The sequence below is a fragment of the Acetobacter sp. DsW_063 genome, from assembly GCF_002153745.1.
Lineage (GTDB): Bacteria > Pseudomonadota > Alphaproteobacteria > Acetobacterales > Acetobacteraceae > Acetobacter.
This window is the reverse complement of sequence record NZ_JOPL01000013.1, coordinates 64,585-78,327: the sequence shown is the minus strand read 5'-3', so window position 1 is coordinate 78,327 and position 13,743 is coordinate 64,585. Positions and strand designations below refer to the sequence as shown.

The following is a 13,743-nucleotide window of genomic DNA, read 5'->3' as shown; positions in this document are numbered from 1 at the left end:
ATAAAAAAATGTCTAATATTATTATCATAGTTGACGATTCACGAACTATAAGGAATTTGCTAAGTAAGACTCTGTACGCTGCGGGCTATACAGTGCGGCAGGCGGCCGACGGAGTAGACGGCGTTCAATTAGTGAAATCGCTCGTTGAAGCTCCCGCCGTAATAATAACAGACCTTAACATGCCCCGCATGGATGGGTATAATTTCATAAGTTGCATTAGAATATTGGAGTTAACAAAAAAAACTCCGATACTCGTTCTTACGACAGAAACGAGTCAAGAAAAGAAAATTCTTGCGCGAAATGCGGGCGCTACAGGTTGGATAGTCAAGCCGTTTGCGCCTGAAGTTCTTGTGCGGGCTATCAATCGTATAATTATCAAAAAATAGGAGGAATTTTATGGACGATTTTGATTCCATAAAAAATATATTTTTCGAGGAGTGCAACGAACTCCTAAGCGAACTTGAACGAAGTTTGGAGATAATTAAATGTGGCGACTTTACCGACGAAATTGTCAATGCGGCATTCAGATCTGTTCATTCTGTAAAAGGAGGAGCTGGTTCATTCGGAATGCCGGACCTTGTGCGTTTTACGCATGTATTTGAGACCGCTCTTGATCTTTTGCGTTCAAAAATGCTCCATATTGATTCAGGCATCATAAAAATATTTCTTAGGGCAACCGATGTTCTTAGTGATTCGGTACAAGCGGAGCGCGAGGGAGTTGCCCCCCCATTTGAAAGGCAGAATCAAAGTATCAAAGAGCTTATTTCTCTTAGTTGCGATAATTCAGTAGATGCAGATAAATTTCTGAATCGAGATGATAACCTAGGAGGATTTGACGAGGAAGAAAAGTCTGTATCTTTGTTTTCCCCGATTTCCATAGAGTTGTCAGAGATTGATAATACCTCTGGTAACGAATTGGATGTTGCGTTTGAGATATTCGAAGATAATTCATCGCCCGACGGTACGGGAAAATCAGAAAAATCCCCGGAAAAAAATCTTAATAATGAAATTAATGAGGGAGAGTCAGAAAACGCTCCGGCCACAATTAAAGTAAATTCTCAAAACAATAATGTAACTATTAGGGTAGATTTGGAAAGGATAGACAAGCTTGTAGATTTAGTAGGAGAGTTAGTAATCGGGCAAGCAACATTGCGAGAAAGGTATGAAAAAAATCATTGGGGGCGAGCAGAGCCAGTATCGATAGAAAACGCGTTGAGTGATATTGATCAGCTTACAAGAAACATCCAGGATGCCGTAATGGCTGTCAGAGCGCAGCCATTGCGCACAGTTTTCCAGAGAATGCAAAGAGTTGTGCGTGAGGCGGCTCACGCGACTGGAAAGTCAATTCAGTTAGTGATGGATGGTGAGGATACAGAAATCGATCGAAGTTTGATTGAAAGATTAACAGATCCTCTCACGCATATGCTTCGGAATGCAGTTGATCACGGAGTAGAGTCGACGGAAGATCGGTTAAAAAATGGAAAAAGCGCCGACGGAGTAATTCGCTTATCTGCAATTCAAAAATCTGGAAGAATTATAATTACGGTCGCGGATGACGGCGCTGGAATTAACAGAGAGCGCGTAAAATCAATTGCAATCAAGAAGGGAATTATAAATTCGCAAGCGAATTTAAGTGAAAATGAAATAGATAATTTGATATTTTTTCCCGGCTTTTCAACATCGTCGACAGTCAGTGATTTGTCGGGTAGAGGAGTGGGTATGGATGTCGTAAAAAAATCTATACTTGATGTTGGCGGGCGTGTGACGATCTTTTCCGAAAAAGGTGTCGGTTCTACGTTTTTGTTGAGTTTACCATTGACGCTTGCGGTAATAGAGGGAATGGCGATAACCTCCTGCGGACAAACGCTTATTCTTCCAGTTTCGTGTATAGTGGAAACTATGTTGTTTAATTACAAAGATGTATTTGTAATGGGTGACGGTGTTTCCGCCCTTTCCATACGCGGGGTATTTATGCCGTTACTCGATATAAGTGTTGTTTTGGGATTTTCAACAGGTGAAAATTTCCAGGATCGCGAAGTTATTTTAGTTGTTGAAGATGATGACGGAAACAGGGTCGCGTTGTTAGCTGATGGCATAGACGGACAGATGCAGGTTGTAAGCAAGAACGTAGAGAAGAATTTTCGTGCGACTCGAGGCATCTCAGCTGCGACTATTTTGGGAAACGGCAACGTCGCACTGGTTTTGGATGCGGCATCCATAATTCACATGGGCTCCGAAAACGTATGTAGATTGCCATATCCGGGCGGACTTGCGAGCATTGAACGCCGCTCGCCGGAGTGGGCGACATGACAGGATTTTTGCGACAAGAAATCGATGGTGGAGCAGAAAAAGTAATCTCTTTTCAGGTAGGAAAACAAGAATATTGCATTGATATATTGAAGGTAAGAGAGATACGCGGTTGGCTCGGTGCGACGCCGATCCCATTCGCTCCCAATTTTGTCAGTGGAGTGATCAATCTTAGAGGCATTGTGCTTCCGGTTATAAACATGCGTCAGCTTCTGGGTAACTCCGTAGATCAAGACGGGGGACGTGATGTTGTTATGGTGGTCGAGATTTCTGAGAAAATTTTCGGATTTTTAGTGAACAGTGTTTCTGATATAATTGATGTCAAAAAGTCGATGATTCAGGGGATTCCAAATTTTTCTTCCGACAGGGAGAAAGGATTTGTGTCTGGCCTTATCTCGATCAATGATCGAATGGTGGGAGTTTTAAGCTTGGAGATGGTCGCGGCGACGATACTGGAGTCGGTAGCGTGAGACATCGCGTCGGATTCGAAGATGAAATTTCTGATGTCCCTTACTGTCAGGACGATATAAAAAATATACAGGATATAGTTTGCGAAAAGTGCGGGTACTCCAGAGATAGATTAAGTAGAACCTTGGTCTATTCACGAGTGTCTCGACGCGTTCGGTTTTGTAAATTTTTAGATTTCTCGACGTACATAAAATTTGTGACCAGCCCGACGGGAGTTGATGAACTCGATCGAATGATTGACGCGCTCACGACAAATGTTACGGGTTTTTTTCGAGAAAATCATCACTTCAAACATATGAGCCGTGTAGTAGTGCCAGAGTTAATTTCCCGCGCTCGGCGTGGCGTTCCAGTCAGGATATGGTCCTCTGCATGCTCATCAGGCGAAGAGGCATACTCCATTGCAATAACGATATTAAGTGCATTTCCTGACGCTCCCAGTTTCGATGTGAAAGTATTGGCAACGGATATAAACACGGAAATGATTAATATTGCGAAAACAGGTATTTACTCTGGATATAAAATAGAAAAATTATCGGACGATACAAGGCGGCGTTGGTTCTTTCCAATAAACGAGCATTTTTCTGTTGTTGAACAAGTAAAAGATATGGTCAGTTTTCGGCGTCTCAATCTCCTGTCAAATTGGCCGTTTAGTCGGGATTTTTTGGTTATATTTTGTAGAAATGTCACCATATATTTTGATGAAGATAGAAAAAATTTCGTGTGGCGTAGACTTTTTTCCTGCCTTTCCCCAGGCGGATATTTATATCTCGGACACTCTGAGAAAATTCCGGAGCATTTGCTATCCACAGTACGCAGGGATTTTTGCCCGACTACATACTGCAAGAGCGTGCAATGAGCGGAATAATTCGTGTTTTAGTCGTTGATGATTCACGTACTGGCAGAGCGTTAATTGCTGCTGCTCTTCGGCGTGACTCAGCCATCACAATCACGGGAATGGCGAACCACCCGCTGGAAGCGCGCGACATGATAATCGCCGACCAGCCGGATGTAATCACGTTGGATGTCGAAATGCCAGGGATGAACGGCCTGCAATTTCTCGAGAAAATCATGCGTCTTCGTCCAATTCCGGTTGTAATGGTGTCGGGCTTCACCCAGAGCGGCGCTGATCTTTCGATAGAGGCGTTGCGTTTAGGCGCCTTTGATTGCTTCCCAAAGCCCTCTGCCGGGGAGGGTATTGTTGGGTACGACCGGTTGGTTCCGATCGTAAAGCAGGCAGCGGTTTTTGGCGTACCGCGATGGCGCAATCCTCTCGCGGCACCAAAATTGCGGAATGAGACTCTACCGAACATTTTGAGGCCTGAGATCGAGGCCATTTTCATTGGTGCCTCCACCGGTGGAGTGGAGGCGCTCGGGGAAATCCTCCCGGCGTTGACGGTCGACGCACTGCCTGTAGTGGTTACGCAACATATGCCACCTCTTTTCACGGCCAGTCTTGCCTCAAGGTTGAATCGATTATGTGGCGTTACAGTTGTCGAGGCGAGTCAAGGGGATGTCCTTCGTTCCGGCACGGTCTACATTGCGCCGGGAGGTGATCGACACCTTCGAATCGGCCGCAGTGCGGGGAGATTTGTTTGTGACCTTGCTCCGGGCGGGTCTGTAAACGGTCATTGTCCTTCTATTGATGAATTGTTTTATTCAGCGGCAGAAAATTTTGGTCCACGCTGCCTGGGAATCATTTTGACTGGCATGGGCTCTGACGGGGCCGCCGGATTGGGCGCGATGCGTAAAGCTGGAGCTGTAACTATTGGGCAAGACGAAGCAAGTTGTGTCGTTTATGGCATGCCGCGGGTGGCTGCGGAAAGGGGAGCGGTGGCGCGTGTGATGTCTTTATCTGAAATAGCGTCGGTGATGGCGGAGTTTCGATCCATTGAACCGGGAGTAGTGCGATAATGCCCGCCGCGTCGGCAATCCGAGTTTTGATCGTTGATGATCAGATATCAATACGAACTTTATTAAGAAATAGTCTTGCTCAATTGGGAGTGTTCCAGGTTTCTGAACGACGTAATGGTAAAGAAGCTTTGGATTTTTTTTCGGAAAATCAGGCGCATCTCATTATTTCGGATTTCAATATGCCGGAAATGAATGGTCTGGATTTGTTGAAAAATATAAGAGCGACACCCAAAACAGCAAAAGTCGCCTTTATTATTTTGACAGGAGAAGCGAGTAAAGATTTGGTGCAAGAGGCGATAAAGTACGGCGTGAATAATCTGCTGGCCAAACCCTATACTGTTGGAAAATTGAAAACCGCAATTGAGGCAGTATTCGGAGCCATTACGGTCTAACGTGACTTCACGTAATGCCCTGCCGTATCAGATTACCGGCGTCATGTTGGGACAAATTCGGATATCTTGCGATTCACGCGAGATATTCGTTGCCATTCTGGGATCTTGTGTGTCGGTTTGCCTATTCGATAGGTGCGCCCAAATAGGCGGTATGAATCATTTTCTTCTACCGCACTCAGCGTTTATTTCCTCACAGTCAAAATTTTCTTCTGGCGTGTACGCCATGGAGTCTTTGGTAGGCGGCCTTCTTTTGTATGGCGCTCGCCGGGGTAATTTGCAGTGTAAAGTATTTGGGGGCGCGACGGTACAGCCGCGATTGGGCGATATTGGGAATCGAAATTCTGAATTCATTAGAGAATATCTTTCTTCTAAGGGAATTAGTTGTGTGGCGTTTAGTTTGGGGGGATCAAGAGGACGTCGGATAAGATTTTGGCCGGTGAGTGGTCGGGCGCAACACGCCTGGATGCGTGACGCCGCAGGAGGCGTTGGTGAGGAAGTTATGGTAAATCATAGAAATAGACAGGACATTACAATTCGTGCGCGTGTTGCGGATATATGATTATGGATTCTGACATACCTTTGAGCACCGTGCTGGAGCGAATCAGTCAACTGACTTCGGCTTTGGGAGCTAAACTCGAGAGCTTGCAGGGGTTGGTGGAGGAAATCGAGGCTCCTGAAGGTGATGACGCATTGGCGATTGAGTTTCAGGCACTGGATTACGCTACTCAAACGGCGTTTGTGTTGGGAAGGGTCATCGGGCGTATTGCCAAGTGTCCAGCCGTTATCGAACGGCATGTAGAGCTCAATCTGTCTCCGATACTGGATTGCGTCACGCTTGGCGAAATTACCATGTTCTTGCGCGAAGGCGAAACTGTGCGGCGTGATGAAGCATCGGTGGAACCGGAGATTTTTTGACGGTCCAGTTCCACGGAAATTCTTTTTCTTTATTAAGCGACATCGACCCCGAGAGTTCGCAACGCATCCCAGAACCCCGGGTAGGTCTTGCCGACACATGATGGATCGAGAATTTCGATTCCTTCGATCATCAAGCCTGCTAGAGCGAAGGCCATGGCGATGCGATGATCCGCGTAAGTCTCGATTTGCGTGGGGAGCGATGTCCCTGTGAGTGAAGGATCTCCGTTTACAATCAGATCGTCGCCCTCTTCGGACGCCAGACCCTGACGGATGCGGTTCAGTTCTGTGGAAAGTGCGTTGATGCGATCGCACTCTTTCACGCGAAGATTCCGGATGCCGCAAAAACGAACCTGCGTTGTATTGAATGCGGCCATGACCGCAAGTGTCGGAATTGCGTCCTGCATCTGGGAGCCGTCGATCTGTGATGGCATATGCGGGAACGCTCGTATCATCTCGTATGCGCGCGCATCGGGTTGTGAGAATACTTCGGGCGCCAGTCCGACATCGATGACGCCTCCGGTAAGCGCGCCAGCGGCCCACAGGTAAGTTGCGGCGGATGCATCGGGCTCAACGGCCAGATCACACGCAACGTAGCGCGCTGGTTCGACACGCCAGCTCATAGGCCCGGTCTGTTCGACCGCACCGCCGAAGGCGCGCATGGCGGTCACCGTCAGATCTACGTAACCTCGGGCGTCAAGCCCAGAACCTTGCAACTGGATTTCGACCGGCGCATCGGCTCTGCCCGCCGCCATGAGGATCGCAGACACGTATTGGCTCGAAAGTCCGGCGTCGATCTTCACGAGCCCACCTGAAAGACGTCCCGAGCCTTGGACGGTCACTGGCGGACACCCCGTTGGCGCCGTGGCGTCCACGCCAAGTGCAGTCAGGGCGGCGATAAGTGGCGCAATGGGACGCTTGTGCATATGCGCATCGCCATCCAACACAACCATGCCGGGCACGTACGGCGCTATGCCGGTAAGAAAGCGAACGGCTGTGCCAGCGTTGCCCAGAAACAGCGGAGCGTCGTGGCGCTTCAGGTTTCCGGTTCCGGTGACGACGAAAGTCGTGTCGTCGGGTTCTTCCACGTCGACGCCCATCTGACGTAGTGCGGCAGCCATATATCGCGTGTCGTCGCTCTTGAGCGCCCCGGTCAGACGGCTCACGCCCTCAGACAATGCGGCCAGAGGCAGCGCGCGGTTGGTGATCGACTTCGAGCCGGGCGGCGTGACGCGCCCAAACAGGGGCCGGTTGGGGGGCGTGACGCGCGCCGCAGAAGCGATGACCATGGAACCTCCGCCGTTTCGTGAAGCGCCGCCTTTACCACGAAATGGCGACGGCGCCTCCCTTGTCCGGGCGGTGTTGGTCAGTATCGTTTCGAGCGGTCGACGAGGCCCTCCGGAGGCTGCCCGGAGCGATAGCGGCGGATATTGGCGATGATGCTGGCGACGCCGGTGTCCGGGCGGGTGTTGCTGGCGATATGCGGCGTGATGACGACTTGCGGGTGATCCCAAAGCGGATCGCCCTCGGGCAAGGGCTCCGGGTCCGTCACATCAAGGATGGCCCACTTCAAATGGCCGGAATCCAGCGCCTCTATAAGATCCTCGCCGACGACCTGAGGGCCGCGGCCTGCGTTGATCAGGGTCGCGCCAGCGGGGAGTTTTGCGAACAGAGTCCGGTTGAACATGCCGCGGGTTTCATCGGTCAGCGGCAGAAGACAGACAATGATATCGGTCTGGGCAAGGAATGCATCGAGGGCGTCGGCGCCGTGAAAGACCTGGACTCCGTCAATATCGCGCGGACTACGATTCCAGCCGAGGGTTGGAAAGCCAAGGTTTGCGATCGCCTGCGCGCAAGGGACGCCGAGCGTTCCAAGTCCCATGATCCCGACCCGCGTTTGCGCGGCCTGCCGCTCTGGCCACGTACGCCACACATGGCCGCGTTGCTGCTGCGCATAGAGCGGAAGATCGCGATGTGCGGACAGCACAAAGGCGGCGACATATTCGATCATCCCCTGCGTCAGGCCGGGTTCGATCATGCGCACCAGACCGACATGGTCGGGCAGCGTGGACAAGTCGAACTGATCGACCCCAGCCCCCAGGGAGAAGACGAGTTTCAGATTTGGGAAACGTGTGGCCAGATCCGCTTCGGGTTTCCAGAGCGCGACATACTCCACCTGCTCAGGATCGCCGTATTCCGGCCAGTTATGGAATTCCATTTCAGGCATCTGTTCATGGAACAGTTCCCGCCACGTATTTTCGCGATCCTGAAAGGCCTTGAGAACGAAAGACATAATCGACGCTTCTTTCCCTGATGATGCGATGACGAAACGAGCAATATAGGCTCGTTCCGTCAAGGGCGCCTGTTCAGGGAATGTCGGGGCGGAGGTCCCGGAACGTCTCCGAGCCCCTGCCGCCTTAGCGTTTAGTCTTCGTCGCTGTCTGCATCCGGGCCGGTCATCATGGCTTCAGCCACGACGCCCGCGTGCTCGCGCACTTTGCGCTCGATGTCAGCCGCCATTTCCGGACGGTCGCGCAGGAACTGCTTGGCGTTTTCGCGCCCTTGCCCGATGCGCTGGCTGTCATAGGAGAACCACGCGCCGGATTTCTCGACGACGCCAGCCTTCACGCCCAGATCGATCAGCTCGCCCATCTTGCTGACGCCTTCGCCATACATGATGTCGAATTCGACCTGACGGAACGGCGGGGCCATCTTGTTCTTGACGACCTTTACGCGCGTTTGGTTGCCGACGACCTCGTCCTTGTCCTTGATCGCGCCGATGCGGCGGATGTCCAGCCGGACGGAGGAGTAAAACTTGAGCGCGTTGCCGCCTGTCGTGGTCTCGGGGTTTCCGAACATCACGCCGATCTTGAGGCGGATCTGATTGAGGAAGATCAGCAGCGTGTTTGAGCGCGCGACCGTGCCTGTGAGTTTGCGAAGCGCCTGACTCATCAGACGGGCATGTAGGCCGACATGGCTGTCGCCCATGTCGCCCTCAAGCTCGGCGCGCGGGACGAGCGCGGCGACGCTGTCCACCACGAGCACGTCGATGGCGCCGGAGCGGACCAGTGTGTCAGCGATTTCAAGCGCCTGTTCGCCAGCGTCCGGCTGGCTGATCAGAAGATCGTCGACATTGACGCCCAGTTTGCGGGCGTATCCCGGGTCGAGCGCGTGTTCCGCGTCGATAAATGCGCAGGTGCCGCCAAGCTTCTGAGCCTCGGCGATGGCGTGCAGGGCGAGCGTGGTCTTGCCGGAACTTTCAGGCCCGTAGATCTCGACAATACGGCCACGTGGCAGGCCGCCGACGCCAAGCGCGATATCGAGGCCAAGGGAGCCGGTCGAGATTACGTCGGCTGCTTCCTTCGGGCGTTGCCCGAGACGCATGATCGATCCCTTGCCGAACGCGCGCTCGATCTGGCTAAGCGCCCCGTCCAGGGCCTTCGTCTTGTCCATTTCCACTCCTCGAACCCCGACTGCGACGACGGGCCGCGCCGTCGCCGCCAGTCTCGGCGCCTCCAGCGTCATAACTGCGCTGTCCGCTGACTCTCTCATAAGCCCAGCCCTCCTCGCAATGCGTCCGGCGAGAATTCATCCGCCTCCGCTGCGTGCGACATGTCTCGTTAACTATTCGTTCTCTTCTGTTCTCTTTTGGAACAAAATAAGAACAAAGACAAGCGAAATGTCGATGAAGGCCGCGCGTAGCTCAGCCGTGCTTCCAGGCTGCTCCCGTATAGAAAAACCTGCCCAACCCAATGGTGAAGATCAGGCAGCCGTAGAGACTGTGTTCGATGCACGCCACCCGCAGATCCCGATGTCGCGCATACTCTCTCGCGAACAGCAGGCCGCCGATCGTCGTCATGGCTATGGCGATCCAGTTAAGGAACAGAATATGGGCGAAGCCGAACGCTAGGGCGCTGGCGGCGACAGTCCTCCTGTCGCCGCCGAACAGCGCGCCATAGCGCCGGAACAGAAATGATCGATACAGCATCTCCTGCGGCCAGACGGACAGCAGCGGATAAAGAACCATGATTATGAGCCAGAAACCCGGCTTTTCACGCGGGAGGATGAACAGGGTCTGTGGCGACCAGATCCAGGCGGCACCCGTGATGAGCGGCGCGAGGACGATGAAGCGCAGCAAAGGCGCACGCAATGCGGCTCCGACCGTCTCGTCGGACTGGGGGGCGGATGCGCCGCGCTGGTTGAGCCAGGCGAGAGCCGCTGCCGCCCACAACAGCCCGAACAGAACGCCCGCACGATGAAGCGCGAGGATCGCCAGAGGTCCTCCGACGAACAGAAACAGGAACTCAGCCGCCCGGCGAATGCGCCAGGATATGCCCGTCATCGCAACGCCACCGGCACAGTGTAATCATCAACATACAGGCTGCGTGAAGACGTCCGCGCAATAAGCCCGGCCATCGACCCGGTTTCAGGCGCCCCGATCTCAGGCGTCTCCTTTTGCGGCATCCCGAAGCTCCCTCGCTAAATTCTCCCAGACGCCCGCTCCGGCGTCTCGCCGCACGTCGCCGCCATCGCCCACCCTGCGATCAGGAACACCCACCCGCCCGACGGCAGCGAAAACAGGGCGCTGGTGCTCGCGATCGGCCAGATCGTCACAACGCAGGCCACGAGCAGCATGGCGTTCTCAGGCGTCGGGGCGGCGGCGGGCGTGATTCTGGACATGCGCTCTGCGCCGCGTGGCGGCAGGAACGGACGCGCGATCAGGCGCAGCCAGCACAGGATCATCGTCACGAACAACGCCAGCCCCGGAAGCCCGGCCGCGGTCGCGACCTGCAGATAGTAATTATGCGGATGGATGTTGCAGCCGTTTGCCGCAGGTCCGACGAAGGGAATGTCGAACTGCGGCAGGCCATGGAAATACTGCGGGTCAAGGCAATGAAACCGAAACCCGTCGAACCCGATGCCCAGCATGGGGTGCTCGGCGACCATTACGGCCGCGCGCGTATAAATCTGTCCATAGGGGCTGGCTGTGAAGTGACCGATCTGGTCGGCGAATTTTATGACCAGCTTGCTGTAGGTCGGTGGAGAAATAACCGGAAGCGCCGCAAGAACAACAACGCCGAGACCGAGGGCCGCGATCACCGGCAGACGCATGCGACGTACGAGCAACGCTGTCAGCAGCAGCCCGGCCACCATCAGCAGATTCGCCATGCGCTGTCCGATCAGGATCATACTGGCGATGAGCAGCAGCAGTCCGGTTAAGCCCGCCAGCCTCGATCGCCATGTATCACGGGCCAGAAGCCGCAACACCACCGGCATCGCGCCGGGAAACATCACCATCAGCAGGGCGTTGCCCGCTCGCGGCTTCAGAAAAGGCCCGGTCAGGGCTCCGTCGCCCCAGCGGCCGTAGCCGAGGGCATTGTATCCGGTCAGGTATTGTTGCCAGCACTCGAGCACGGTCCAGCCAGCCAGCGCCGCACAAACGCCTGTTGCAGCGCTGCGCGCCCTGCGCCCGGCCAGAGTCCAGAAGGAGGCTGCTGCGGCGAACAGAAAGAACCGGACGCTCAGGACGCCCTGAATCGCCGAGGACGCAGGCCCTGCCAGAACCGACGACACGACGATCACGCCCCAGAGCGCCAGCCCGCATTGCAGCCAGCGAGCCCGCAGCCATGACCAGTCGTGCAAAGCTGCGCTTCGCATTACGAAAAGAACGGTGACGACGGAGACTACCGCGTCCGACAGGGCGCGGGTGCGGAACAGCAGGATCGGCAGCAGGATCGTCGCCGGAATAGCGATAGCCCCGAGTAGCCGTGAGAGCCCGACTGCTACAGGGCCGGGCGAGGATCGATCTGGTCTGAACGTCGCTCTCATGACCGTTTGTCAGCCGTGAAATCCGGCGCAAAAGGGAGCGAATGGATCATGGATAACTTGGCTCCGGCTGCGGAGAAATTTCCCGGACGCGAGACGGCGAAGCAACGCTATCCCGTCTGGCTGGAAAGTTTGCAGGGGAAAGGAAACCGGAAAGACGGCCGGCTCGTCAGCCGACGGTGCCGCCGACGGTAAGCCCCGTCATCTTCAGCGTCGGTTGTCCGACGCCAACCGGTACGCCCTGCCCGGACTTGCCGCATGTGCCGATCCCGGGATCGAGAGCGACATCGGAGCCGATCATCGACACTTTGGTCATGGCGTCGGCGCCGTTGCCGATCAGCGTCGCGCCACGGACTGGCGCCGTCACCTTGCCGTCTTCGATCAGGTAAGCCTCGGACGTGGCGAAGACAAATTTGCCCGACGTGATGTCCACCTGCCCGCCGCCGAAATTGATGGCGTAGAGTCCGCGCTTGACCGAGCGGATCATGTCCTCGGTCGTCGCGTCGCCGCCCAGCATCAGCGTGTTGGTCATGCGCGGCATCGGGGAGTAGGCGTATGACTGCCTCCGCCCGTTGCCGGTCGGCGCAACGCCCATCAGACGCGCGTTCATGCGGTCCTGAATGAAGCCGGTCAGAATGCCGTCCTCGATCATGACGGTGCGCCCGGACGGCGTGCCTTCGTCATCGACGGTCAGGCTGCCGCGACGATCAGGCAGCGTGCCGTCGTCGATCACCGTGACGCCTGGGCTTGCGACGCGCTTGCCCACCAGCCCGGCGAACATCGAGGTGCCCTTGCGGTTGAAGTCGCCCTCAAGACCGTGGCCGACGGCTTCATGCAGCAGGATGCCCGGCCAGCCGGAACCGAGCACGATCTCCATTTCACCGGCCGGCGCCGGACGCGCGTCGAGATTGACCAGCGCCATCCGCAGCGCTTCATCCACCGCATCGCGCCAGACATCGGGCGTGAGCATTCGCGTGATGTCGAAGCGACCGCCCTGTCCGTGTGAGCCGCTCTCGCGTCGTCCGTCCTTCTCCACAACCACGGAGACGTTCAACCGAACCAGAGGCCGCAGGTCGGCCACGCGTTGTCCGTCGGCGCGGATGATCTGCACCGCCTGCCACTCGGCGCTGAGGGACGCCATGACCTGCACTACCCGGGAGTCCTTGGCGCGCGCATAAGCGTCGATCTCGCTCAGGACTGCGGCGCGCACGCTGAAATCGGTGTCGTGCAGCGGATTGAGGTCGCTGTACAGGCGCGCATTGGTGGCGCGCGGGGGATCGGCGCGGACGCCGGAGCGGCCTGCACGCACCGCGCGGACCGTCTCGCCCGCGCGGAGCAGCGACTCTTCGCTGATTTCATCGGAATGCGCGAAACCGGACTCCTCGCCCAGCACGCTGCGCAGCCCGAAACCGGCGCTGGTGTTGAAGGATGCGGTGCGGATAACGCCATCTTCGAGCGATACGCCCTCGCTCTCGCGATATTCGAGGAAGAGTTCTCCGTCGTCCATGCCTTCCAGTGCGCTCGCCGTGAGCGTTTCTGCGGCCGAGCGATCAAGTCTGGCGCCTGCGCGCTCGAAAAACAGACGGTCGGTCGTGGCCAGCGCGCCGAGAGGGTCGGTTCGGTTCGCGGAGTGACCGCTGTCCAGGTTCGGGCTTGAAGATGCGGATGACATAGGCGAGACTCCCGAACTGCTGACCGACGCCGCGATACGTCACGTCGGACGTCCGAGGCTGGGGGGCGAACGCAAATCATAGCCGCTTTCGCCGATCCCGGAAGACCTGCCGCAGAAAGCGCCTCCTGGACGCGCAAGCGAACCCGGCGGCGGCTTTCGGCGCTCGCTGGATGCAACTCTACGATCACCGGCTCATTGTTTCGTAATATGCATATGAGCGGCAAGATCTCGCCATGCAAGATTCGGTTCTCGTTC

The 13,743-nt window shown here is 55.3% G+C and carries 15 protein-coding genes; 8 read left to right on the top strand and 7 right to left on the bottom strand.

Features of this window, described 5'->3' with window-relative positions:
• The first annotated feature begins 8 nt into the window (after nucleotides 1–8).
• The 8 genes from HK28_RS03240 to HK28_RS03205 all read left to right on the top strand — a co-directional run bounded on the left by HK28_RS03240 (nucleotide 9) and on the right by HK28_RS03205 (nucleotide 5,993).
• Entirely contained in the window at nucleotides 9–386 is a 378-nt protein-coding gene (locus tag HK28_RS03240) for a response regulator (protein ID WP_086643180.1), read from the top strand.
• A 10-nt stretch (nucleotides 387–396) separates the two neighbouring features.
• The gene (locus tag HK28_RS03235; RefSeq protein WP_086643179.1) at nucleotides 397–2,310 is read left to right on the top strand and encodes a chemotaxis protein CheA; all 1,914 of its coding nucleotides are present in this window, start codon (nucleotides 397–399) and stop codon (nucleotides 2,308–2,310) included.
• Complete coding sequence (locus HK28_RS03230) at nucleotides 2,307–2,777, top strand: chemotaxis protein CheW (protein ID WP_086643178.1); 471 nt, start codon at nucleotides 2,307–2,309, stop codon at nucleotides 2,775–2,777. The genes HK28_RS03235 and HK28_RS03230 overlap by 4 nt, the downstream gene beginning before the upstream one ends.
• A 230-nt stretch (nucleotides 2,778–3,007) precedes the next feature.
• The gene (locus HK28_RS03225; RefSeq protein WP_086643177.1) at nucleotides 3,008–3,631 is read left to right on the top strand and encodes a protein-glutamate O-methyltransferase CheR; all 624 of its coding nucleotides are present in this window, start codon (nucleotides 3,008–3,010) and stop codon (nucleotides 3,629–3,631) included.
• On the top strand, nucleotides 3,628–4,686 hold the full coding sequence (locus HK28_RS03220) for a chemotaxis response regulator protein-glutamate methylesterase (protein WP_086643176.1): 1,059 nt from the start codon (nucleotides 3,628–3,630) through the stop codon (nucleotides 4,684–4,686). The genes HK28_RS03225 and HK28_RS03220 overlap by 4 nt, the downstream gene beginning before the upstream one ends.
• Complete coding sequence (locus tag HK28_RS03215; RefSeq protein ID WP_086643175.1) at nucleotides 4,686–5,078, top strand: response regulator; 393 nt, start codon at nucleotides 4,686–4,688, stop codon at nucleotides 5,076–5,078. The genes HK28_RS03220 and HK28_RS03215 overlap by 1 nt, the downstream gene beginning before the upstream one ends.
• 43 nt (nucleotides 5,079–5,121) lie before the next feature.
• Complete coding sequence (locus HK28_RS14465; RefSeq protein ID WP_369823584.1) at nucleotides 5,122–5,637, top strand: chemotaxis protein CheD; 516 nt, start codon at nucleotides 5,122–5,124, stop codon at nucleotides 5,635–5,637.
• 2 nt (nucleotides 5,638–5,639) lie between these two features.
• A complete protein-coding gene (locus tag HK28_RS03205) occupies nucleotides 5,640–5,993 on the top strand; it encodes a hypothetical protein (RefSeq protein WP_143217305.1) in 354 nt (117 codons plus the stop codon).
• A 32-nt stretch (nucleotides 5,994–6,025) separates the two neighbouring features.
• On the opposite strand, the gene HK28_RS03200 is transcribed toward HK28_RS03205, so the two are convergent.
• From HK28_RS03200 to tldD, 7 genes are all read right to left on the bottom strand, one after another.
• Entirely contained in the window at nucleotides 6,026–7,279 is a 1,254-nt protein-coding gene (locus HK28_RS03200) for a 3-phosphoshikimate 1-carboxyvinyltransferase (RefSeq protein ID WP_086643172.1), read from the bottom strand.
• A 77-nt stretch (nucleotides 7,280–7,356) separates the two neighbouring features.
• A complete protein-coding gene (locus HK28_RS03195; protein WP_086643171.1) occupies nucleotides 7,357–8,283 on the bottom strand; it encodes a glyoxylate/hydroxypyruvate reductase A in 927 nt (308 codons plus the stop codon).
• 131 nt (nucleotides 8,284–8,414) lie between these two features.
• Nucleotides 8,415–9,443, bottom strand: coding sequence for a recombinase RecA (gene recA, locus HK28_RS03190; RefSeq protein ID WP_026397918.1), 1,029 nt, complete (start codon nucleotides 9,441–9,443; stop codon nucleotides 8,415–8,417).
• 250 nt (nucleotides 9,444–9,693) lie between these two features.
• Nucleotides 9,694–10,332, bottom strand: a complete 639-nt coding sequence (locus HK28_RS03185; RefSeq protein ID WP_086643170.1) for a CPBP family intramembrane glutamic endopeptidase — start codon at nucleotides 10,330–10,332, stop codon at nucleotides 9,694–9,696.
• Nucleotides 10,329–10,454: a hypothetical protein gene (locus tag HK28_RS14405; RefSeq protein ID WP_255376451.1), complete on the bottom strand. Its 126-nt coding sequence runs from the start codon at nucleotides 10,452–10,454 to the stop codon at nucleotides 10,329–10,331. The genes HK28_RS03185 and HK28_RS14405 overlap by 4 nt, the downstream gene beginning before the upstream one ends.
• A gap of 15 nt (nucleotides 10,455–10,469) precedes the next feature.
• Nucleotides 10,470–11,819: an O-antigen ligase gene (locus HK28_RS03180; RefSeq protein WP_086643169.1), complete on the bottom strand. Its 1,350-nt coding sequence runs from the start codon at nucleotides 11,817–11,819 to the stop codon at nucleotides 10,470–10,472.
• Nucleotides 11,820–11,985: 166 nt separating this feature from the next.
• A complete protein-coding gene (gene tldD / locus HK28_RS03175; protein WP_086643168.1) occupies nucleotides 11,986–13,488 on the bottom strand; it encodes a metalloprotease TldD in 1,503 nt (500 codons plus the stop codon).
• Nucleotides 13,489–13,743 lie beyond the last annotated feature (255 nt).